Source organism: Caballeronia sp. ATUFL_F1_KS39, from assembly GCF_023630985.1.
GTDB classification, from domain to species: domain Bacteria; phylum Pseudomonadota; class Gammaproteobacteria; order Burkholderiales; family Burkholderiaceae; genus Caballeronia; species Caballeronia zhejiangensis.
The window spans coordinates 58,452-78,463 of the sequence record NZ_JALQDZ010000048.1; the positions used below are offsets into that span (position 1 = coordinate 58,452).

Genomic DNA, 20,012 nt, shown 5'->3' on the forward strand with positions numbered 1-20,012 from the left:
CGTGATGCTACTCGTCAGGCCGCCGTAAGTGTGTGCGGTTCCTGCTGCTCTAAGATGATGCACGCAACGATATTTCCAGCACGGACAATAAGCGTCGTGCATCATGTCATGTCGCCTGAAAAAATACTCCGAACGCAACATGCATTTTCCGGCAAGAAGAAAGTTCATTGCCCTCGCGCTGGCGGCATGCGTGGGCGGCGTCATAGCGGCGCGCGCGCTCGAACACGATAGCGAACGAGCCGACGGTATCGCGTACGGCACGGATCCGCGCGAGCGGCTCGACGTCTATGCACCCGATTCGGGCACGCCGGGGAATCGCCCGGTCGTCGTGTATTTCTACGGCGGAGGCTGGCAAAGCGGCCATCGCAAGGACTCGCGCAATATTGCCGAGGCGCTCGCCGCGCACGGCATCGTGACCGTCGCGCCGGATTACCGCATTTATCCGCAAGCCGTTTTCCCCGGCTTTCTCGATGACGCCGCCGCCGCCGTGCGCTGGGCACGCGATCACGCGCACGAATACGGCGGCGATCCCAATCGCATCTTTCTGATGGGGCATTCCTCCGGCGCACACTTGGCCTCGATGCTCGCAACCGATCCGCGCTATCTCGCCACGCAAGGCATCGCGAATACTTCGCTGCGCGGGATGATCGGACTCGCCGGCCCGTACGCCGCGATCCCGACGAGCGATCCCCACATGGACGAGATCTTTCCGGCGGCGTTGCGCGCGGGTGCGTTGCCGATCGCGTTCATATCGGGAGACGAACCGCCGATGCTGCTCGCCGCAGGCACGGCCGACACCGATGTCGATCCGCGCAACAGCGATCGCTTCGCGGAAGCGCTGCGCGCGCATCATGACGCCGTCGTGCTGAAGAAATACGCGGGATACGGCCACGACACGATCATCGACACGTTCTCGGCGTCGCGCCGCAAGGATTCGCCCGTTCTCGCCGACGTCGTCGCGTTCATCGGCGCGCATTGAACGAGGCCGCGTCGGTTCGCCGCACGCGTGCTCCGGTGGATTGCTTGATGCAAGTCAATCGAGGATCGCGCAGCGCTCCTTAGAGTGATTCAGGACGCGTATGCGCGACCTTATTCATCGACCCTCCGGAGCACATGATGCAAGCACGCGATGTAATGACTTCCCCTGTCGTTTCCGTCACGCCCGAAACGAGAGTGCATGACCTGGCGCGGCTCCTGGTGCAGCACCGCATCAGCGCTGCGCCCGTCGTCGATCAGGATGAGCGCGTCGTCGGCATGATCAGCGAAGGCGATCTGCTTCATCGCGAGGAAATCGGCACCGAGAAACGCAACCGCCGCTCGTGGTGGCTCGACATGCTCGGCTCCGATGGCGGCGCGGCCGACTACATCAAGTCGCATGCCCCGACGGTCGGCGAGATCATGACGCGCGAACCCATCTGCGTGAAAGAGGACACGTCGCTGGCCGATATCGCCGCGGTGCTCGAAAGCCATCACATCAAGCGCGTGCCGGTGCTGCGCGATGGCCGCCTCGTCGGCATCGTCAGCCGCTCGAATCTGGTGCAGGCGCTGGCGTCGGCGCTCGCCGTCGAAGCCGCGCCCGAGGCGCTCGCCAGCGATGCCGAGATCCGCGCCATGCTGATGGGCGATCTCGCGGGACGCGGCTGGGCGTTTCCGGGGCGCAATATCGTCGTGCGCGATGGCGTCGTGCATTTGTGGGGCACGGTGTGGTCGAGGGATCAGCTCGATGCCATGCGTATCGCGTCGCAAAGCATTCCGGGCGTGAAGCGCGTCGAGGATCACACGATTCCTTATCCGATCATGCCGGGGCTGTGAAAGTCCGAAGCCGATCAACGACAGGCGCGTCGCGGCGTAAGTCGTCTCGATCGGCCGATTTCTCCCACTATCCGGGACGACCCGAATTGCCGCGAACGGGCATCCGGTCCTACTATCGAATCCCGCTGCTATCGCGGCCAGAGGTACCCCCGGGTCATGCGTCCGAAGCGCATGCCTACATCAGCTAATCAAACGATGGGGAGACAGGTATGCTCAGCGCACACGAATTCGCAACCCTCATGCTCGTCAAGGATGCCGCCGATCAGATCATCGACCGGCACGAGCTCGACACGCTTCTCGAACGTCAACTGATCGCGATGGAACAACTCGTGAGCGGCGCGCAACTGCCGCGCATCACGGAAGATGGCGATTGGCTGCTGCGCGCCGTGCGGCGCACTCACTGAGTCGTCGGGACGTGTGCAGACGTACTGAGTCACGTCGGTACACATCGGCCTGACCGCACTATCGATATCACGATTTCTCGTTTAGCCCGCGAGGCATGCGTTGTTAGCATTGGCATCGGTAAAGATGCCTTCGCTCAACGAGGAAACACGCATGTCCGACCGCAAGAACACGCCTTCCATTCCCGCGCGCCGTCGCACGCTCTTCACGCTCGCCGCGCTCGGTGCGGGGCTGTCGGGCGGGCTCGCCACGCGCATCGCGCAAGCCGCCGATGCGCCGAAGACCTTGCGTATCGGCTATCAGAAGTACGGCAGCTTCGTCGTGCTCAAGGCGCGCGGATCGCTCGACAAACGCCTTGCGGCGCAAGGCGTCACGGTGCAATGGCTCGAATTCCCGGCCGGGCCGCAACTGCTCGAGGGACTCAATGCGGGCGCGGTCGATATCGGCACGGTAGGCGAGACGCCGCCGATCTTCGCGCAGGCGGCGGGCGTCGACTTCGTGTATATCGGCCACGAGCCGCCCGCGCCGCACGCCGAGGCGATCGTCGTGCCGAAGGATTCGACTATCCGTTCGGTCGCGGAATTGCGCGGCAAGAAAGTGGCGCTGAATAAAGGATCGAATGTTCACTATCTGCTCGTCGAGGCGCTCAAAAAAGCGAATCTCACGTGGTCGGATATTCAACCGGTCTATCTCGCGCCCGCCGATGCGCGCGCCGCGTTCGTGCAGGGCAGCATCGACGCATGGGCGATCTGGGATCCGTATCTCGCCGCCGCCGAAAAGCAGGCGAACGCGCGTCAACTGGCCGACGCAGAAGGCATCGTGCGCAACGTGCAGTACTACCTCGCGACGCGCAGGATCGCGACGGCGCAGCCGCAACTCGTGCATGCGGTGCTCGAAGAGCTGGATCAGGTCGATCGCTGGGCGCGCGACAACGTCTCCGCCGTGGCGGCGCAATTGTCGCCGCTCGTCGGGCTCGATACCGGCATCCTCGAAACGGCGTTGAAACGCACGTCGTACGGCGTGCAGCCGATCGATCCAGCCACGCTCGCGTACCAGCAGCAGATCGCCGATACCTTCACGAGCCTCAAGCTCATCCCGAAGAAGCTCGACGTGACCGAAGCGCGCTGGAACGTTGCCTGACGCGGCGACCGGCGTTAGCACGATCACGCACATCCTTAGCGCGAATCGATGGTTCAGCCGCGCGCGACGCGTCGTTAGACTCGTTCGAGCGCCGCTGCATTCCTGCGCGCGGCAAGCCCTCTCTCAGACACGACGAACATGAATGTTTTCTGGTTCATCCCCACGCACGGCGACAGCCGCTATCTCGGCACGTCGCAAGGCGCGCGCGCCGCGAATTACGATTACTTCCGTCAGATCGCGGTAGCCGCCGATACGCTCGGCTACGAAGGCGTGCTGCTGCCCACGGGCCGTTCCTGCGAGGACGCGTGGGTGGTCGCGTCGAGCCTCATTCCCGCGACGAAGCGCCTCAAGTTCCTCGTCGCGATTCGCCCTGGCCTGAGCTCGCCGGGATTGTCGGCGCGCATGGCATCGACGTTCGACCGGCTCTCGAACGGGCGTCTGCTCATCAACGTCGTGACGGGCGGCGATCCGACCGAACTCGCGGGCGACGGCGTCTTTCACGATCACGACACGCGCTACGAAATCACCGACGAATTCCTCACGATCTGGCGCGGCCTGCTCGAACAGTCGCACGACAACGGCAGCTTCGATTTCGACGGCAAGCATCTGCAATCGCAGGGCGGCAAGGTGCTGTATCCGCCGGTGCAGAAGCAGCATCCGCCGCTGTGGTTCGGCGGTTCGTCGGCGGCGGCGCACGATATCGCGGCGAAGCACATCGACACGTATCTCACGTGGGGCGAGCCGCCCGCGGACGTCGAGAAGAAGCTCGCCGATATCCGCAGCCGCGCGAAAGCGCAAGGGCGCGACATCAAGTTCGGCATTCGCCTGCATGTGATCGTGCGCGAGACCGAAGAGGAAGCATGGGCCGACGCCGACAAACTCATCAGCAAGCTCGACGATGAAACCATCCGCCGCGCGCAGGCCTCGTTCGCGAAGATGGATTCCGAAGGCCAGCGACGCATGGCCGCGTTGCACGGCGGCAGCCGCGACAAGCTGGAGGTGTATCCGCATCTGTGGGCGGGCGTCGGGCTCGTGCGCGGCGGAGCGGGCACCGCGCTCGTCGGCAATCCGGAGCAGGTCGCCGGGCTGATGAAACAGTACGCGGAACTCGGCATCGATACGTTCATCCTGTCGGGTTATCCGCATCTGGAAGAGTCGTATCGTTTCGCCGAACTGGTGTTTCCGCTTCTGCCGCGCAAGCAGCGCGAGCAGGCGAGCGGGCCGCTCTCGGGGCCGTTCGGCGAAGTCATCGGCACGTCGGAATTGCCGCGCGCATCGGCATCATGAAACTGGCATTCATTGCTCGCCGCGCGCTGCCGTGGCTCGTGCCGTTGATGATCCTCATCGCGTGGGAAAGCGCCGCGCGCACGGGCGGACTGTCGTCGCGCGTGCTGCCCGAACCGCTCGCGGTGGTGAAGGCGGCGTGGGCGCTGATCGAATCCGGCGATCTGTGGGCCAACGTCAAGGTCAGCGCGGGCCGCGCGCTCGCGGGCTTCGCGATGGGCGGCGGAATCGGCTTCGTGCTCGGTCTCGCGACGGGTCTTTTCAAGCCCGCCGAAATCGCGCTCGACTCGACCGTGCAGATGATCCGCAACATCCCCGCGCTCGCGATGATTCCGCTCTTGATCCTGTGGTTCGGCATCGGCGAGGAAGCGAAGCTCGTGCTCGTCGCGCTGGGCGTGTTCTTTCCGGTCTACGTCAACACGTATCACGGCATCCGCTCGGTCGATCGCGACCTGATCGAGATGGCGAGAAGCTACGGCTTGTCCGGCTTCGCGCTGTATCGCGATGTGATTTTGCCGGGCGCGTTGCCGTCGATACTCGTCGGCGTGCGCTTCGCCTTCGGGCTGATGTGGGTGATGCTGATCGTCGCCGAGACCATTTCCGCGCAGTCGGGCATCGGCTACATGACGATGAACGCGCGAGAGTTCCTGCAAACCGATGTCGTGGTCGTCGGCATCCTGCTGTACGCGCTGCTCGGCAAACTCGCCGACATGGCCGCGCGCGCGATCGAACGCGCGACCTTGCGCTGGCATCCGGCGTATCAAACGAAGGCGCAATCATGAATCTGATCGATATCGACACGCTGACGCCCGCGTTCAGGCGCGTCGAAACACATGCGCGCGCGCCGCTCGGCGGGCGCGATATCGCCGTGTCGCTGCGCGGCGTGGAGAAGCGCTTCGGCGAGCGCACGGTGCTGGATCGGCTGGACTTGTCGATCGAGCGCGGCAGTTTCGTATCGATCGTCGGGCGCAGCGGCTGCGGCAAGTCGACGTTGCTGCGGCTCATCGCCGGTCTCGATCAACCGACCGGCGGCATTCTGCAGCGCAACGCCGCCGCGCGATCGGACGAACTGCAAGTGCGGATCATGTTTCAGGACGCGCGTCTCTTGCCGTGGAAGAGCGTGCTCGACAACGTGATGATCGGCCTGCCGCGCGAGAAGCGCGACGAAGCCCGCGCGACGCTTGCCGAGGTCGGCCTTGCGGAACGCGAGAAGGACTGGCCGTCGCGTCTGTCGGGCGGGCAGCGTCAGCGTGTGGCGCTGGCGCGCGCGCTCGTGCATCGGCCGGATCTGCTTTTGCTCGATGAACCGCTCGGCGCGCTCGATGCGTTGACGCGCATCGAAATGCAGGGCTTGATCGAGCGTTTGTGGCGTGAACATCGGCTCACCGCGCTGCTGGTCACGCACGATGTGCAGGAAGCGGTGTCGCTCGGCGATCGCATCGTGCTGATCGATGCGGGGCGCATCACGCTCGATACCGACGTCCCGCTGCCGAGGCCGCGCACGCGCACGGCGCCGGGGTTTGCCGAACTCGAGGAACAGGTGCTTTCGCGGGTGCTTCAGCGAGGTTCGACCTGATCCTGGCGTGAGCGCCGCCCTCACTATCCCTCCAGCGGCACCGCGCTCACGCACTTCAACTCGTCGAGACATACGCTCGACTTCACGCCGCTCACGCCGGGAATACGCATCAGCGTGTCGAGCAGAAACTCCGACAAGCCCTTCAGGTCCCGCGCGATCACCTTCAGCATGTAATCGATATCGCCGGTCACGGCGAAGCATTCCTGAATCTCCGCGAGCTTGCCGACGACGCCCTTGAACTTCGCGAGGTCGCGCACGTGCCCGCGCTCCATCGTCACCTGAATGAAGGCGACGACGCCGAAGCCCAGCGCCTGCGCATCGAGCCGCGTCTCGTAGCCCTTGATGACACCCATTTCTTCCAGCCGCCGATGCCGCCGCAACGTCTGCGCCGGCGACAGGTTGATCGCTTCCGCCAGTTCGAGATTGGAGATGCGTCCGCGCGACTGCAGTATCCCGAGCAAACGCAGGTCGATACGATCGATCTCGATAGTCTGCAATTTTCTTTCTCCGATGAACCAATCGATGAAATCCGGACGCGCAAACTAGGGTTTGTCTGCGCGCGTTAGGAAATCATATTGTGCCGTAACAAATTTACACTGATTCCCCTAAATCGAGCACAAGGAGAGAGACACGTGACACATGAGGGACACGGCACGCTCAAGCGCGGCCTGAAGAACCGTCACATTCAGCTGATCGCGCTCGGCGGGGCGATCGGCACCGGGCTTTTTCTCGGCATCGCGCAGACGATCAAGTCGGCGGGACCATCGGTGCTGCTCGGCTACGCGATCGCGGGCATCGTCGCCTTTTTCATCATGCGGCAACTGGGCGAGATGGTCGTCGACGAGCCGGTCGCGGGTTCGTTCAGCCACTTCGCGGACAAATACTGCGGACAGTACGCGGGCTTTCTGTCGGGCTGGAATTACTGGGTGCTCTACATTCTCGTGTCGATGGCCGAGCTGTCCGCCGTCGGCATCTACGTGCAGTACTGGTGGCCGGGCATCCCGACGTGGATCTCCGCGCTCGTCTGCTTCTGCATCATCAACGCGATCAATCTGACGAGCGTGAAATCGTATGGCGAGCTGGAGTTCTGGTTCGCGATCGTGAAGGTCGTCGCGATCGTCGGCATGATCGGCTTCGGCGGCTGGCTGCTGTTCTCGGGCAGCGCCGGGCCGGACGCGAGCGTGACCAATCTCTGGCGTCACGGCGGCTTCTTCCCGAACGGCGTCTCCGGTCTCGTCATGGCGATGGCCGTCATCATGTTCTCGTTCGGCGGGCTGGAGCTGGTCGGCATCACCGCGGCCGAAGCGGACGATCCCTCGCACACGATTCCGCGCGCGACCAATCAGGTGATCTATCGCATTCTGATTTTCTACGTAGGCGCGCTCGGCGTGCTCCTTTCGCTGTATCCGTGGCAGAAGGTCGTGACCGGCGGCAGCCCGTTCGTGCTCATCTTCCATGCGATGAACAGCAACTTCGTCGCGCATGTGCTCAATGCCGTGGTGCTCACGGCGGCGCTCTCGGTCTATAACGGCGGCGTGTATTGCAACAGCCGCATGCTCTATGGTCTCGCGCAGCAGGGCAATGCGCCGCGCGCGCTGCTCAAGGTCAACCGGCGCGGCATTCCGCTCGCCGCGCTCGGCGTCTCCGCGCTCGCGACGGCCGTCTGCGTGCTCATCAACTATCTGATGCCGGGCAAGGCGTTCGAGTTGCTGATGGGGCTCGTCGTGTCGGCGCTCATCATCAACTGGGCGATGATCTCGCTCATCCATCTGCAATTCCGACGCGTGAAGGCGCGCAACGGCGAAACGACCGTGTTCAAGAGCCTCGGCTATCCGCTCACCAACTATCTGTGCCTCGCGTTCCTCGCGGGCATTCTCGTGGTGATGTGCCTGATCCCCGATCTGCGCATCTCGGTCTATCTGATTCCCGTGTGGCTCGCGGTGCTCGGCGTCGGCTATGCGATTCGCAATCGCCGTCGCGCGAGTGCGGCCTTGTCGCGCGTCTGACGGAGACGGTCATGTTCGAACACATCGATGCCTATCCCGGCGATCCGATCCTTTCGCTCAACGAAGACTTCGCGAAGGATCCGCGCGCGGACAAGGTCAATCTGAGCATCGGCATCTACTACGACGACGAAGGCCGTCTGCCGGTGATGCGCGCCGTGCGCGAAGCGGAAGCGCAGTTGCTCGCGGAACCCGCTGCGAAACCGTATCTGCCGATGGCGGGCTTCGCCGCGTATCGCGATGCCGTGCAGTCGCTCGTATTCGGCGACGATTCCGCAGCGCGCATCGAAGGCCGCATCGCGACCGTGCAGACGCTCGGCGGCTCCGGCGCGCTCAAGGTCGGCGCGGACTTCATCAAGCGCTATTTCCCGGCGTCGCACGTCTGGGTGAGCGATCCGACGTGGGATAACCATCGCTTCATCTTCGAGCGCGCGGGCTTCACGGTCGGCACGTATCCGTACTACGACGAAGCGAGCGGCGGCCTGAAGTTCGACGCGATGCTCTCGGCGATCCGCGATCTGCCTGCGAAGAGCGTCGTGCTGCTGCACGCGTGCTGTCATAACCCCACGGGCGTCGATCTGAACGATGCGCAATGGGCGATGCTCATCGATGCCATCAAAGCGCGCGACTTGCTTCCGTTCATCGACATGGCGTATCAGGGCTTCGGCGCGGGACTCGATGCGGATGCGTTCGCGATTCGCGAACTGGTTCGCCGCAACGTGCCCGCGCTGATCGCCAATTCGTTCTCGAAGAACTTTTCGCTCTACGGCGAGCGTTGCGGCGCGTTGTCGGTGATCTGCGAATCGGCGGAGATAGCGGCGCGCGTGCTCGGTCAACTGACGAGCGCCGTGCGCGCGAACTACAGCAATCCGCCGACGCATGGCGCGAGGATCGTCGCGCGCGTCTTGACGACGCCCGCGTTGCGGCAATCGTGGCAGGAAGAACTGGCGTCGATGTGCACGCGCATCGCGCGCATGCGTAGCGCGATTCACGCGCGTCTTTCCGGCAACGTGCCCGATGCGATGCTTGCGCGTTACGTCGAGCAGCGCGGCATGTTCACGTACACGGGGCTTTCCGCCGCGCAGGTCGATGTGCTGCGCGAACGGCACGGCGTCTATCTGATCCGCTCGGGCCGCATGTGCGTCGCGGCGCTGAACGAGCGCAACGTCGATGCGACCGCAAGCGCCATCGGCGAAGTGCTGTCGAAAGCGATCGCGTAGCCGCTCATTTTCGCCTCATTGTGCGCGGGCACACTGCATCCATCGCTGATGAAGGAGGGATGCAGTCATGGAAACGTTTCGCTCTTATGTCGATGGGCTGCTCGACCAACTCGACGCGCACGCCGATCGCACGGTGCTGCGCTATCTCGACGACGACGTGACCGGCGCGGCGTTTCGCGCATCGATCTATCGATATGCGCGGGCGCTTGCGTCGTTCGGCGTCACGCGCGGCGGGTTCGTCGCGATGTTCGCGCCGAACTGCCCCGATGCGCTCGCGATCCGCTACGCGACCGGCCTGCTCGGCGCAACGACGATGTTCCTGCCCGCGATCACGCGCGCGGAACAGCGCGCCGCGTTCGTCACGCGCATGCAGCCGACGTTGCTCATCGCCTTCGAACAGACGAAGCATCTCGTGCCGGCGCATAGCGGCGCGCGTCTCGCGTATGTCGGAACGGGGCCGGCGCGTTTGCGGCTGGATATCCGGGCGCGCGTGCAGCACGATCTGCCGGTTGAGAGCCGCGCACGACCCGACGATCTCGCCGTGGTGGTGTCATCGGGCGGCTCGACCGGCGTGCCGAAAGCGAGCCGCCGCAGCTTCGCCGCATATTCGACGATGGTGAGCGCGCCGAGCCCCGAGGATCGGCGGCAGCTCGTCAACGGCGCGCTTGCGTATCTGTCGCAAGTGCTCGTCGATAACACGTTGATGGGCGGCGGCATCGTCGTGCTGAAGCCAGGCTACGATCCCGCCGAAACGCTCGCGACGATCGAAGCCGAGCGCATTACGGACGTCTTGCTCGTCGAACCGCAACTGTTCGAAACGATGGATCATCCGGACGTTCATCGGCGCAATCTGTCTTCGTTGCGCTCGGTCGCGCATATCGGCGGATCGGCGCCCGCGATTTTGCGGCGGCGCGCGATCGAGCGCCTCGGCCCGGTGCTCACGCACATGTACGGCGCGAGCGAAGCGGGGCTCGTGAGCGTGTTGACGCCGTCGGACTATCTCGTCGATGCGAGTCTGCTCGAGAGCGCCGGGCGTATCCGGCCGGGCGTCGAGGTGCGGATTCGCCGCGCCGACGGCACGTTCGCGCGTCATGGCGAGCACGGCGCAATCGAGGTGAAATCGAAGGCGGTGGCGCAGGGCTATTACCGGCAGCCGATCGAAGCGGCGCAGAAGTTTCGCGATGGCTGGTGCATGACGGGCGATATCGGCTTCATCGACGGGAGGGGTTATCTGCATGTGATCGGACGTGGAGGGGATGTCGCCGAAATCGATGGTGCCGTCGTCGGTCCGGCGCAGATCGAAACGCCGCTTTGTGCGTTGCCCGATGTGCGCTATGCGCGCGCTGTTGCATCGGCCGATGCTGCGCGCGGTTATGTGTGGGATGTCGTAGTGGTGCCGTGGACAGGAAGGCGTGTGGATGTCGCGCGTTGCATGCGGGCGCTTGAATCGGCGTGTGGGGTCGCAGTGGCGAAGGTCGTGCGGATGGCTGCCGTGCAGCGCGTGCCGCTTACCGAGCAAGGGAAGGTGAATCGGGCGGCGATTGCGTTCTGGTGTCGGGAGGCCTTAAGTACCAGGTGTACATTCGGCCAAGCGGGTGCGATGCCGGCTGCAGTCAGTTGAAATATTGTCCTTGGTAAGTAAGCACGCCGATCGACGACGTAAAGCTACCGCCATCGACAAGTCCCTTACTCATGCTCCGGAGCACGATCGACGCATTTGCCGAATTGAGCGTGCCCGAAGATCGAACGCAGCCGTAATGACACCATTGCTACCGCCCTGCGCATTCTGAGTGGTGTATTCCTGTTTAACGCTCGCAAACGGGAGTTAAACATTCTCGGCATGGTAGCCACCCGATCCAATAGGATCGACGCCGCTAATACGCACGTCTTCAAGCGTGAACTTCTGGAAGTCGAGCGGCGTCCCGCCTGACTTGCGCATCGTGAGGATGGCTCTCGGGATAACCGTGCGTTTTGAAGGCATACACGCAAAGTCCGAATTAGCCCCTGTCCCTCGCCCGCCCCAACACCAAATGCGCCACCGTCCCCAGCACGATCCCCCAAAACGCCGACCCCAACCCGAGAAAACTCATATTCGAAGCCGTCGCGATAAACGCGATAAACGAAGCTTCCCGATGCGCCTCATCCTGCACCAGCCCCACGACGTTCGCCGCGATCGCGCCGAGCAGCGCGAGACCGGCGAGCACCGCAACGAACGCATTCGGCAGCGCGGCGAACAGCATGACGACCGTCCCCGCAAAGCATCCGCCGATCAGATAGAAGACGCCATTGGCGATGCCCGCAACATAACGATTCGCCGGGTCGCGATGCGCATCGGGCCCGGTGCATAGCGCCGCCGTAATCGCCGCGATGACGATCGTGATGCCGCCCGAAAACGCGACGAGCATCGATGCGAGGCCCGTCGTCATGAGCACGGGACGCGTCGGCGTCTGATAACCCGACACGCGCAAGATCGAAAAGCCAGGCAGGAATTGCCCCGTCAGACTGACGATGACGAGCGGCAACGCAAGACTCACGGTCGATTGCCAGGACCAAGTCGGCATCGTGAATACGGGGCGCGTGAGATGAAGGCTGACCGACTCGAAATGCGTCAGGCCGAGTGCCATCGCCAGCGCGCAGCCGGACGCGAGAACCAGAATGAGGCAGTAGCGCGGCGCCCATCGGCGAAAAACGAGGAAGCTCGCGATCATGCCCAACGCGAGCCACGGCGTAACGGCAATCGACTTGAATACGTTCGTGCCGAACTGAAAGAGAATGCCGGCCATCATCGCGCAGGCGATGCCCTTCGGTATGCGCTTGACGATCTCATCGAACCATCCCGACAAGCCGAGCACGAAGATGCACGCGCCCGCGACGATATACGCGCCGATCGCCTCGCTCACCGGCATGCCCGGAAACAGCGTGACGAGCAGCGCCGAACCGGGCGCCGACCACGCGGTGATGATCGGCTGCTTCAGCCACACACTCAGCGCGATGCCCGAAACGGCCGCGCCCATCGAGATGGACCAGACCCACGACGCGATCACGTCGTTGCCGACATGTGCCGCGTGCGCGGCCTGGAAGAGAATCGCGAGCGGTCCGGCATACGAGATGATGACGGCAAGCAACCCGGCGCTCACCGCCGATACCGAACCGCTTCCTTCCCGCGATACCGGAATCGACATGCGCGGCTTCAGCGAATCGACGACGGATGATGCGCGAGCGCCGTCACTTGCATCGTCATGTACGGGAAGAGCGGCAGGCCGGACAAGATCGTGTGCAGTTCATCGTGCGAATCGACATCGAAGACGCTGTAGTTCGCATATTCGCCGACCACGCGATGCAACTGCTGCCATTTGCCTTGCCGCTGCAGTTCCTGCGAGTATTCCTTCTCGCGCGCCTTGATTTCATCGGCTTTGCCGGCGGGCATGTCGTGCGGCAGATGAACGTCCATTCTGACGAGATAAAGCATGATGTCCCCAATCGTTGTTGATGCGTTGATTCGATGATTCAAGCGCGCTTGTCGCGACGATAAAACGCGAGCTTCGCTTCATCGATCTGAAGCCCGAGGCCCGGTCCTTCCGGCAAGTGCAGATCGAAGTCGCGATACTGCGGACGCGCCGTGACGATGTCGTCCTTCAACAGCAGCGGCCCGAACAGTTCCGTGCCCCACGCGAGCTGCGGCAACGCGCTGAAACCATGCGCCGATGCAATCGAGCCGATGCTGCCTTCGAGCATCGTGCCGCCGTAGAGCGAGACGCCCGCCGCATCCGCGATGGCGGCCGTGCGCATCATTCCGTAGATGCCGCCGGACTTCGCGATCTTCAGCGCGAACACATCGGCGCATGCGTGACGCACGAGTTCGAGCGCGTCCTCGGGGCCCGTCACCGCTTCGTCGGCCATGATCGGCACGATGAAGCGCGCCGCGAGCCGCGCGAGCGTGCCGCGCTGCTCGCGCGGAGTCGGCTGTTCGATGAGATCGATGCCCGCTGCCTGAAGCGCTTCGATGCCGAGCGACGCATCGGTCTCGCTCCATGCCTGATTCACGTCGACGGTGACTTTCGCGCGATCGCCGAGCGCGGCCTTGATCTTCGATACATGCGCGACGTCATCGCGCACGCCGCGCCGGCCGATCTTCAGCTTGAATGTGTTGTGACGGCGTTCGGCCAGCAGCATTTCCGCTTCTTCGATATCGCGCTGCGTGTCGCCGCTCGCGAGCGTCCAGAGTACCGGAAGCGTCTTGCGCACCGCGCCGCCGAGCAACTCCGACACCGGCACGTTCAACCGCTTGCCTTGCGCGTCGAGCAGCGCCGTTTCGAGCGCGCACTTCGCGAAGCGATTGCCGCGCGCGACCTTGTTGAGCTTCAGCATCGCCGCGTTGATGTTGCTCGCATCCTGTCCGATGAGCGCGGGCGCGAGATAGGTATCGATCGTCAGCTTGATGCCTTCGGGGCTTTCATCGCCGTAAGACAGGCCGCCGATGGTCGTGGCTTCGCCAATGCCCTCGATGCCGTCGCTCGTGCGCAGACGGACGATGACGAGGGTTTGCTGCTGCATCGTCGCCATCGCGAGTTGATGCGCGCGAATGGTCGGGAGATCAACCAGAATCGCTTCGACGGAGGTGATTTGGGCGTTCATACCTGAAATGTCGGAATGGAGAGGTTGATGCAGTATTGCGCGCCCGTTTGCCGCCTGTCCAAGACCATTCGCGTCTAGTGCGATACCCCCCAGGTATGACGCGCGTCATCGCCCCCGATCCGTGCGCGCCGTGTAAGGAATCTTCTCCTCGTCATACAGCCGGTAAATGAGTTCGAGCATTTCCTTGATGTCGCGCGATTCGTCGAGCGCGCGCATGCTCATGATGACCGGCGAAACGAGCGTGGGATCGTCGAGTTCCTTGTAGCTCACGTCGTCGCGCTTCAGGCCGTGGACGCTGCTCGGCACGACGGAAATGCCTTCGCCCGCCGCGACGAGCCCCAGCGCGATCTGCAATTCGCGCACTTCGTAGATCTTGCGCGGCGCGAGCCCGCGATCCTGAAACGCCGCGAGCACCTGATCCGCATAACTCGGGCGCGGCGACTTCGGAAAGATGATGAGCGTCTCGTTGACGAGATCGCGCAGCGAGAGAATGGGCTTCGCGAGCGAGAGCGGGTGCCCGAGCGGAAGCGCGACGATCAGTTGCTCTTCGCGCAAGATCACGCGACGGATGTTGGCATCCTCATGACGAATGCGCCCGAAGCCCACATCGATGCGGCCATCCTTGAGCGCGCGGATCTGGTCCATCGTCGACATTTCGTGCAGGCTCAGTTCGACGGTCGCGTTCTCGTCGCGAAAGCGCCGGATGATCTTCGGCAGCATGCCGTAGAGCGTCGAGCCGACGAATCCCACCGAAAGACTGCGCTCGATATTGCCCACGCGGCGCGTCATCGATTCGAGTTCGGCGGTCTGCGCGAGCAACTGCACCGCATGCGAATAAAAGAACTTGCCGGTCTCCGTGAGCTTGAGCGGCCGCGAGTTGCGTTCGAAGAGTTGCACGCCGAGCGTTTCTTCGAGTTGCTGTATTTGACGGCTCAAAGGCGGTTGTGCGATATGCAGCCTTTCGGCCGCGCGCGTGAAGTTTCTTTCTTCCGCCACCGCCACGAAGTAACGCAGGTGTCGCAACTCCATTCAATACCTCCTGGATATGGCCCGATACTAAATCAGTGTTGGACTGGGCTTCTTTACGTCCATTATCCTGCCTTCACGCTCTGTTTCAACACCCGACTATACCTTCCGAGCATATCTGCACAGGTGATGAAGCGAGGGTTAACCCCCACCAGAAAATTGCGAGATTCAGGAGAAGACATGAGCATCAAAGTGTTCGATACGAAGGAAGTGCAGGACCTGCTGAAGGCCGCTGCGAACATCGGGAGTCAGGACGGCAATGCTCGCGCCAAAGAGATCACGCATCGCCTGTTGAGCGACCTCTTCAAGGCGATCGACGACCTCGACATGACGCCCGATGAAATCTGGGCCGGCGTCAATTACTTCAACAAGCTCGGTCAGGATGGCGAAGCGGCGTTGCTCGCCGCCGGCCTCGGTCTGGAGAAGTATCTCGACATCCGCATGGATGCCGCAGACCGCGAAGCCGATATCCACGGCGGCACGCCGCGCACCATCGAAGGCCCGCTGTATGTGGCTGGTGCGCCGGTGCGCGAGGGCGTGTCGAAGATCGATCTCGATCCCGATGCGAACGCCGGCCCGCTCGTCATTCGCGGCACGGTCACGGGTCACGATGGCAAGCCGGTTGCGAATGCGGTCGTCGAATGCTGGCACGCCAACTCGAACGGCTTCTACTCGCACTTCGACCCGACCGGCGCGCAAAGCGATTTCAATCTGCGCGGCGCAGTGAAAACGGGCGCGGACGGCAAGTACGAATTCCGCACGCTGATGCCGGTCGGCTACGGCTGCCCGCCGCGCGGCGCGACGCAGCAACTGCTGAACTCGCTCGCGCGTCATGGCAATCGTCCGGCGCACGTGCACTTCTTCGCGACGAGCGAGAAGCATCGCAAGCTGACGACGCAGATCAACATCGAAGGCGATCCGCTGATCTGGGATGACTTCGCTTATGCGACTCGCGAAGAACTCGTTCCGCATGTCGTCGAAAAGACGGGCGGCACGGCGCTGGGGCTGAAGGCCGACGCGTACAACGAAATCGTGTTCGACATCCAGTTGACGCCGCTCGTGCAGGGCAAGGACAACCAGCTCGTCCAGCGCCCGCGCGCATCCGTCACCGCGTAATTACGCAACAGCGGCGGTCAGCCCGCCGCCGCCCGAATCTCCGTACGACCCCTTCGATACCGATGCATGCGCTCCGTCGCCGGAACGCGCATAGGGAGAACTCATATGTCCGCCATCACCGACAAAGCCACGCAGCTCGATGAACTGCTGCAAAACGCCGTCCAGGACGACAAGGAGAGTGGCATCTTCCGTTGCCGCCGCGACATCTTCACGAACGCCGATCTGTTCGATCTCGAGATGAAACACATCTTCGAGAGCAACTGGGTGTATCTCGCGCACGAAAGCCAGATCCCGAACAACAACGATTACTACACGACGTGGATCGGCCGTCAGCCCATCGTGGTGACGCGCGACAAGACCGGCGAGTTGCACGCGGTCATCAATGCATGCGCGCACAAGGGGGCGATGCTCTGCCGCCGCAAGCACGGCAACAAGGGCAGCTTCACCTGTCCGTTCCATGGCTGGACGTTCTCCAACACCGGCAAGCTGCTGAAGGTGAAGGACGAGAAGACGACCGAATACCCGATCCAGTTCAACACGCACGGCTCGCACGATCTGCGCCGCGTGCCGCGTTTCCAGAACTATCGCGGCTTTCTCTTCGGCAGCCTGAATGCGGATTCGATGCCGCTCGAAGACTATCTCGGCGAGACGAAGGTCATCATCGATCAGATCGTCGATCAGGCGCCGAACGGCCTCGAAGTCTTGCGCGGCAATTCCTCGTACATCTACGACGGCAACTGGAAGATGCAGATGGAAAACGGCTGCGACGGTTATCACGTCAGCACCGTGCATTGGAATTACGCCGCGACGATGGGCCGCCGCAAGATCGAAGGCACCAAGGCCGTCGATGCGAATAGCTGGAGCAAGTCGGTCGCGGGCGTGTACGGGTTCGATCATGGCCACATCCTGTTGTGGACGAAGACGATGAATCCGGAAGTGCGGCCGGTGTATCAGCATCGCGAAGAGATCAAGGCGCGCGTGGGCGAAGTGCAGGCGGATTACATCGTCAATCAGACGCGCAATCTGTGCCTCTATCCGAACGTCTTTCTGATGGATCAGTTCAGCACGCAGATTCGCGTGGTGCGCCCGCTTGGCGTCGACAAGACCGAAGTCAGCATCTTCTGCTTCGCGCCGAAGGGCGAGAGCGCCGAAGATCGCGCGACGCGCATCCGTCAGTACGAAGACTTCTTCAACGTGACCGGCATGGGCACGAGCGACGACCTCGAGGAATTTCGCGCGTGCCAGTCGGGTTATGCGGGCATCACGGCGATGTGGAACGACCTCTCGCGCGGCGCGCCGCTTTGGGTCCACGGTCCTGACGAGAACGCGCAGAACATGGGTATCAAGCCGCTCATTTCGGGCGAGCGCAGCGAAGACGAAGGACTCTTCGTCGTGCAGCACGAATACTGGGTCAACGTGATGCGCGACGCGTTGAAGAAGGAACAAGGGGAGGCACTGGCATGAGCTTCGACTACCTGAAAATCTGCGCGACGCTGTATCGCGAAGCGCGTCTGCTCGACGATCGTCAATGGGACGAATGGCTCGGCTGCTATGCGGAAGACGTCACGTACTGGATGCCCGCATGGGACGACGACGATCAGATCACCGATGACCACGAAAGTCAGATCTCGTTGATGTATTACCCGGATCGCGGCGGCCTCGAAGATCGCGTGTTCCGCATCAAGACCGAGCGCAGTGGCGCTTCGATGCCCGAGCCGCGCACGAGCCACAACGTCACCAACGTGGAAGTGCTGGCCGAGCGCGAGAACGAAGTGGATGTGCGCTACAACTTCGACACGCTCAATCACCGCTACAAGATCACCGATCATTTCTTCGGCACGATCTTCGTGACGCTGCGCAAGGTCGACGACATTCTGGTGATTGCGCACAAGAAGATTGTGCTGAAGAACGACTATATCCGCCAGGTGCTCGACGTCTATCACGTCTGACACTCGCGGTGACGAGACAGGAAGTAGGAGGCAACATGTCCAGCTACAACATTGCACTGAATTTCGAAGACGGCGTGACGCGTTTTGTCGAATGCAAGGCGGGCGAGAAAGTTCTCGACGCCGCATTCCGCGCCAAGATCAATCTGCCGATGGATTGCTCCGACGGCGTGTGCGGCACCTGCAAATGCCGCGCCGAAAGCGGCAACTATGATCTCGGCGACGACTACATCGAAGACGCGCTTTCCGACGACGAAAAGGAAAGCGGTCTCGTGCTCACCTGCCAGATGGTGCCATCGAGCGATTGCGTGATCGCGGTCCCGGCATCGTCGACGGCATGCAAGACCGCGCAGAGCAAGTTCGCCGCGACGGTCACGAAGATCGAGCCGCACAACGACGCCGCCGTCGTGCTCGAACTGGATGTGGATGCCGCTACGCCCGCGCCGGTTTTTCTGCCGGGCCAGTACGTGAATATCGATGTCCCGGGCAGCGGACAGCATCGTTCGTATTCGTTCTCGTCGGCGCCGGGCGCGACGAAGATCAGCTTTCTCATCAAGAAGATTCCCGGCGGCGTGATGAGCACATGGCTCGAATCCGCGCAGGCCGGTCACACGGTCGAGCTGACCGGTCCGCTCGGCAGTTTCTATCTGCGCGGGGTGGAGCGTCCGCTGCTGTTCCTCGCGGGCGGCACGGGTCTCGCGCCATTCCTCTCGATGCTCGAAGTGCTCGCACGCGCGAACTCGCAGCAGAAGATTCACCTCATCTATGGCGTGACGCGCGATCTCGATCTCGTGCAAGTCGAAGCGATCGAAGCCTATACGGCGCGGTTGCCGAACTTCACGTTCAGCACCGTCGTCGCGGATGCGGATTCGAACCATCCGCGCAAAGGCTGGGTGACGCAGCACATGCCCGCCGAATCGCTGAATGACGGCGATGTCGATGTGTATCTCTGCGGCCCGCCACCGATGGTCGATGCCGTGCGCAAGCACTTCGACGATAGCGGCGTGAAGCCCAACAGCTTCCACTACGAGAAGTTCACGCCCAACGCCGCGCCGGTGACAGCATGAGCACGCAACGATTTGCCGGCAAGGTGATGGTCGTGACCGGCGCGGCGCAGGGCATCGGGCGCGGCGTGGCGCTGCGTGCGGCGGCGGAAGGCGCGAAGGTGGTGCTCGTCGATCGCGCGGACTTCATCGGGGAAGTGGCCGCCGAAGCGCAGGGCGCGGATACGGCCGGCTTCGTCGCCGACATGGAAACGTATGAAGGCGCGGCATCCGCGATGGCGTTCGCAGCGCGCACGTTCGGCGGCATCGATATCCTGATCAACGGCGTCGGCGGCGCGATTCGCATGCGTCCGTTTGCCGAGTTCGAACCCGCGCAGATCGACGCCGAAATCCGGCGCTCGCTCATGCCGACGCTCTACGCGTGCCATGCCGTGTTGCCCCATATGCTCGAACGCGGGCGCGGAACCATCGTGAACGTGTCTTCGAACGCGACGCGCGGGATTCGTCGCGTGCCGTATTCGGCGGCGAAAGGCGGCGTCAACGCAATGACGCAGGCGCTCGCGATGGAATACGGCGAGCGCAACATCCGCGTGGTCGCAGCCGCGCCGGGCGGCACCGAAGCGCCCGCGCGACGCGTGCCGCGCAATGCGAGCGGCGACAGCGAGCAGGAAAAAGTGTGGATGGGCGAAGCGGTGAAGCAGGTCACCGAATCGACGTTCTTCAAACGCTACGGCACGCTGGACGAACAGATCGCGCCGATTCTCTTCCTCGCATCGGACGAAGCGAGCTATATCACCGGCGCGGTATTGCCCGTCGCCGGCGGCGATAACGGCTGATCTCACGGGAGA

Annotated in this window: 20 protein-coding genes; 15 read left to right on the forward strand and 5 right to left on the reverse strand. The window is 62.9% G+C overall.

Translation table 11 applies throughout. The features are described 5' to 3' along the window. Nucleotides 1-139 precede the first annotated feature (139 nt). From NCR93_RS24840 to NCR93_RS24870, 7 genes are all read left to right on the forward strand, one after another. A complete protein-coding gene (locus NCR93_RS24840; protein ID WP_033536427.1) occupies nt 140-979 on the forward strand; it encodes an alpha/beta hydrolase in 840 nt (279 codons plus the stop codon). Between the two features lie 137 nt (nt 980-1,116). Continuing rightward, nucleotides 1,117-1,812 (forward strand): CBS domain-containing protein, encoded by a 696-nt coding sequence (locus NCR93_RS24845; protein WP_033536426.1) that lies wholly within the window; start codon nt 1,117-1,119, stop codon nt 1,810-1,812. A gap of 209 nt (nt 1,813-2,021) precedes the next feature. Further along, nucleotides 2,022-2,216 (forward strand): hypothetical protein, encoded by a 195-nt coding sequence (locus NCR93_RS24850; RefSeq protein ID WP_008347565.1) that lies wholly within the window; start codon nt 2,022-2,024, stop codon nt 2,214-2,216. 151 nt (nt 2,217-2,367) lie between these two features. Continuing rightward, nucleotides 2,368-3,354 carry a sulfonate ABC transporter substrate-binding protein gene (locus NCR93_RS24855; protein WP_250532298.1) on the forward strand — a complete coding sequence of 329 codons (987 nt, stop codon included), beginning with the start codon at nt 2,368-2,370 and terminating at the stop codon, nt 3,352-3,354. Nucleotides 3,355-3,492: 138 nt separating this feature from the next. Continuing rightward, nucleotides 3,493-4,641: an FMNH2-dependent alkanesulfonate monooxygenase gene (ssuD, locus tag NCR93_RS24860; protein ID WP_175980523.1), complete on the forward strand. Its 1,149-nt coding sequence runs from the start codon at nt 3,493-3,495 to the stop codon at nt 4,639-4,641. Continuing rightward, nucleotides 4,638-5,420, forward strand: a complete 783-nt coding sequence (gene ssuC, locus NCR93_RS24865; protein ID WP_008347569.1) for an aliphatic sulfonate ABC transporter permease SsuC — start codon at nt 4,638-4,640, stop codon at nt 5,418-5,420. Before ssuD ends, ssuC begins: the two co-directional genes overlap by 4 nt. After that, nucleotides 5,417-6,214, forward strand: a complete 798-nt coding sequence (locus tag NCR93_RS24870; protein ID WP_175980525.1) for an ATP-binding cassette domain-containing protein — start codon at nt 5,417-5,419, stop codon at nt 6,212-6,214. The genes ssuC and NCR93_RS24870 overlap by 4 nt, the downstream gene beginning before the upstream one ends. A 23-nt stretch (nt 6,215-6,237) precedes the next feature. On the opposite strand, the gene NCR93_RS24875 is transcribed toward NCR93_RS24870, so the two are convergent. Next, nucleotides 6,238-6,711, reverse strand: coding sequence for an Lrp/AsnC family transcriptional regulator (locus tag NCR93_RS24875; protein ID WP_175980527.1), 474 nt, complete (start codon nt 6,709-6,711; stop codon nt 6,238-6,240). 135 nt (nt 6,712-6,846) lie between these two features. On the opposite strand from NCR93_RS24875, the gene NCR93_RS24880 reads away from it, so the two are divergent. The 3 genes from NCR93_RS24880 to NCR93_RS24890 all read left to right on the forward strand — a co-directional run bounded on the left by NCR93_RS24880 (nt 6,847) and on the right by NCR93_RS24890 (nt 11,058). Next, on the forward strand, nt 6,847-8,220 hold the full coding sequence (locus NCR93_RS24880; protein WP_175980528.1) for an amino acid permease: 1,374 nt from the start codon (nt 6,847-6,849) through the stop codon (nt 8,218-8,220). Between the two features lie 11 nt (nt 8,221-8,231). Beyond that, on the forward strand, nt 8,232-9,437 hold the full coding sequence (locus NCR93_RS24885) for an amino acid aminotransferase (protein WP_175980530.1): 1,206 nt from the start codon (nt 8,232-8,234) through the stop codon (nt 9,435-9,437). Nucleotides 9,438-9,504: 67 nt separating this feature from the next. Then, a complete protein-coding gene (locus tag NCR93_RS24890; protein WP_175980532.1) occupies nt 9,505-11,058 on the forward strand; it encodes a class I adenylate-forming enzyme family protein in 1,554 nt (517 codons plus the stop codon). Between the two features lie 376 nt (nt 11,059-11,434). Here the strand turns inward: NCR93_RS24890 and NCR93_RS24895 are convergent, their stop codons facing one another. The 4 genes from NCR93_RS24895 to NCR93_RS24910 form a co-directional block, all read right to left on the reverse strand. Next, a complete protein-coding gene (locus NCR93_RS24895) occupies nt 11,435-12,619 on the reverse strand; it encodes a benzoate/H(+) symporter BenE family transporter (RefSeq protein ID WP_175980534.1) in 1,185 nt (394 codons plus the stop codon). Nucleotides 12,620-12,627: 8 nt separating this feature from the next. Then, entirely contained in the window at nt 12,628-12,906 is a 279-nt protein-coding gene (gene catC, locus NCR93_RS24900) for a muconolactone Delta-isomerase (protein ID WP_175980536.1), read from the reverse strand. A gap of 38 nt (nt 12,907-12,944) precedes the next feature. Then, entirely contained in the window at nt 12,945-14,072 is a 1,128-nt protein-coding gene (locus NCR93_RS24905; RefSeq protein WP_008347583.1) for a muconate/chloromuconate family cycloisomerase, read from the reverse strand. Nucleotides 14,073-14,177: 105 nt separating this feature from the next. After that, nucleotides 14,178-15,101 (reverse strand): LysR family transcriptional regulator, encoded by a 924-nt coding sequence (locus tag NCR93_RS24910; RefSeq protein ID WP_008347585.1) that lies wholly within the window; start codon nt 15,099-15,101, stop codon nt 14,178-14,180. A gap of 177 nt (nt 15,102-15,278) precedes the next feature. Between NCR93_RS24910 and catA the strand changes: the two genes are divergently transcribed. From catA to benD, 5 genes are all read left to right on the forward strand, one after another. Next, a complete protein-coding gene (catA, locus tag NCR93_RS24915) occupies nt 15,279-16,214 on the forward strand; it encodes a catechol 1,2-dioxygenase (protein WP_175980538.1) in 936 nt (311 codons plus the stop codon). 105 nt (nt 16,215-16,319) lie between these two features. Continuing rightward, on the forward strand, nt 16,320-17,678 hold the full coding sequence (locus tag NCR93_RS24920; protein WP_033536408.1) for a Rieske 2Fe-2S domain-containing protein: 1,359 nt from the start codon (nt 16,320-16,322) through the stop codon (nt 17,676-17,678). Further along, complete coding sequence (benB, locus tag NCR93_RS24925; RefSeq protein WP_008347590.1) at nt 17,675-18,163, forward strand: benzoate 1,2-dioxygenase small subunit; 489 nt, start codon at nt 17,675-17,677, stop codon at nt 18,161-18,163. Before NCR93_RS24920 ends, benB begins: the two co-directional genes overlap by 4 nt. A 35-nt stretch (nt 18,164-18,198) precedes the next feature. Beyond that, complete coding sequence (benC, locus tag NCR93_RS24930; protein ID WP_008347593.1) at nt 18,199-19,227, forward strand: benzoate 1,2-dioxygenase electron transfer component BenC; 1,029 nt, start codon at nt 18,199-18,201, stop codon at nt 19,225-19,227. Beyond that, nucleotides 19,224-20,000, forward strand: a complete 777-nt coding sequence (gene benD, locus NCR93_RS24935; protein WP_008347595.1) for a benzoate diol dehydrogenase BenD — start codon at nt 19,224-19,226, stop codon at nt 19,998-20,000. Before benC ends, benD begins: the two co-directional genes overlap by 4 nt. Nucleotides 20,001-20,012: the final 12 nt, after the last annotated feature.

Coding starts and splice junctions, on each gene's coding strand:
- NCR93_RS24840 (WP_033536427.1), top strand. CDS start 140: ATGCATTTTCCGGCAAGAAGAAAGTTCATTGCCCTCGCGCTGGCGGCA.
- NCR93_RS24845 (WP_033536426.1), top strand. CDS start 1,117: ATGCAAGCACGCGATGTAATGACTTCCCCTGTCGTTTCCGTCACGCCC.
- NCR93_RS24850 (WP_008347565.1), top strand. CDS start 2,022: ATGCTCAGCGCACACGAATTCGCAACCCTCATGCTCGTCAAGGATGCC.
- NCR93_RS24855 (WP_250532298.1), top strand. CDS start 2,368: ATGTCCGACCGCAAGAACACGCCTTCCATTCCCGCGCGCCGTCGCACG.
- ssuD (WP_175980523.1), top strand. CDS start 3,493: ATGAATGTTTTCTGGTTCATCCCCACGCACGGCGACAGCCGCTATCTC.
- ssuC (WP_008347569.1), top strand. CDS start 4,638: ATGAAACTGGCATTCATTGCTCGCCGCGCGCTGCCGTGGCTCGTGCCG.
- NCR93_RS24870 (WP_175980525.1), top strand. CDS start 5,417: ATGAATCTGATCGATATCGACACGCTGACGCCCGCGTTCAGGCGCGTC.
- NCR93_RS24885 (WP_175980530.1), top strand. CDS start 8,232: ATGTTCGAACACATCGATGCCTATCCCGGCGATCCGATCCTTTCGCTC.
- NCR93_RS24890 (WP_175980532.1), top strand. CDS start 9,505: ATGGAAACGTTTCGCTCTTATGTCGATGGGCTGCTCGACCAACTCGAC.
- NCR93_RS24895 (WP_175980534.1), bottom strand. CDS start 12,619: ATGTCGATTCCGGTATCGCGGGAAGGAAGCGGTTCGGTATCGGCGGTG.
- catC (WP_175980536.1), bottom strand. CDS start 12,906: ATGCTTTATCTCGTCAGAATGGACGTTCATCTGCCGCACGACATGCCC.
- NCR93_RS24905 (WP_008347583.1), bottom strand. CDS start 14,072: ATGAACGCCCAAATCACCTCCGTCGAAGCGATTCTGGTTGATCTCCCG.
- NCR93_RS24910 (WP_008347585.1), bottom strand. CDS start 15,101: ATGGAGTTGCGACACCTGCGTTACTTCGTGGCGGTGGCGGAAGAAAGA.
- catA (WP_175980538.1), top strand. CDS start 15,279: ATGAGCATCAAAGTGTTCGATACGAAGGAAGTGCAGGACCTGCTGAAG.
- NCR93_RS24920 (WP_033536408.1), top strand. CDS start 16,320: ATGTCCGCCATCACCGACAAAGCCACGCAGCTCGATGAACTGCTGCAA.
- benB (WP_008347590.1), top strand. CDS start 17,675: ATGAGCTTCGACTACCTGAAAATCTGCGCGACGCTGTATCGCGAAGCG.
- benC (WP_008347593.1), top strand. CDS start 18,199: ATGTCCAGCTACAACATTGCACTGAATTTCGAAGACGGCGTGACGCGT.
- benD (WP_008347595.1), top strand. CDS start 19,224: ATGAGCACGCAACGATTTGCCGGCAAGGTGATGGTCGTGACCGGCGCG.